The sequence below is a fragment of the Bradyrhizobium genomosp. I (2014) genome, assembly GCF_000261685.1.
In the GTDB taxonomy this organism is placed as follows: domain Bacteria; phylum Pseudomonadota; class Alphaproteobacteria; order Rhizobiales; family Xanthobacteraceae; genus Bradyrhizobium.
The window spans coordinates 1-1,306 of the sequence record NZ_AJQE01000471.1 but is presented as its reverse complement, the minus strand read 5'-3'; the positions used below and the strand labels follow the sequence as shown (position 1 = coordinate 1,306).

Annotated in this window: 1 protein-coding gene; it reads right to left on the bottom strand. The window is 66.0% G+C overall.

Features of this window, described 5'->3' with window-relative positions:
• Nucleotides 1-91: 91 nt before the first annotated feature.
• Nucleotides 92-1,306 (bottom strand): ATP-binding response regulator (locus tag IC50_RS38055; protein ID WP_035716784.1); only part of this gene is annotated, 1,215 nt, incomplete at its 5' end.

The following is a 1,306-nucleotide window of genomic DNA, read 5'->3' as shown; positions in this document are numbered from 1 at the left end:
CTGGTCATGTGTCTCTCCTGATCCCTGTCCTGCCCTTTGGATTGAGCATGATCTCTTCGGAAAACCGCTGCACACTTTTCCGGATCATGCTCTACGCCGCGGCCCGGCTCAGCTCGGAGGCGCCGGCGGCGCCCGCGGTCTGCTCCTTCAGCGCCGCGATCAGACCGGGACGGTCGAACTTGGCGACATAATCGTGGAAGCCGGCCTGGCGGCCGCGCTCGATCGCCGCCGGCGACACCAGCGCCGACAGGCCGATGATCGGCGTCGCGGCGAGGTTGTTGTCGGAGCGGACAACTTCCGCGAACTCGAACCCGTTCATGTCCGGCATCTCGATGTCGGTCAGGATCACGTCGAAGCTCTGGGCGCGCAGCGCAGCCAGGCCCTCCTGCGCGGTCGGCGCGGTGCGGACGCGATAGCCGGCGGCTTTCAGCACCGGCGCCAGCATGTTGCGGAAGAACGCGCTGTCGTCGACCAAGAGCACCGACTGCGAGTGCATCGACGGCTTCATCTCCTTGCGGGTGAACCAGTCGGCGAACGCCATGGGGAGGAAGTGGCCGACGTCGATCACCTCGGTGGCCTGGCCCTTGATCACGGCCGAGCCGAGGATGCCGGAGGAGGCGCCGCCGACCTCGATGTTGAGCCGTTCCTCGACGATGTCGATGATCTCGTCGACGACGAGGCCCATGGAGCGGCCGTCGTCGGCGAACACCAGGATCGGCTGGACGCCCTGGCTCGCAATGGTGACGCCTTCCATGGCCACCAGCGGCATCAGCTGCTCGCGGTACTGCACCATGTAGCGGCCGTTCGAGAACTCGATCTTGTCGGCCGGAAGCTCTTCCAGGCGGGTGACCAGCCCGAGCGGGACCGCCTTGGGCTGGGACGAGCCGGCGCGGAACACCAGCAGCGAGGTGGTCTGCTCGCCCGAGCCGATGTGATGGGCCCCGTTCTCGTCGCCCATGTCATGGGCCGAGGAGCCGGCGGCGCCGAGCGCCTTGGCGATGCCGTTGGGGTCGATGATCATGATCACCGCGCCATCGCCCAGGATGGTGTTGCCGGAGAACATGTCGATGTGGCGCAGTTTTGTGGACATCGGCTTCACGACGATCTCTTCCGTATGGAAGACACCGTCGACGACGATGCCGAAGGTCTGGCTGCCGACCTGCGTCACCACGATGAAGCCGTTCTCGGGATCGGAGGCCGCGCCGTCGTCGATCCTGAGCAGCTTCTTGAGGTGGATCAGCGGCAGCAGCTTGTTGCGCAGCCTGAGCACCGCGGTGTCCTTGATGCGCTCGATGCGGTGCTCGGA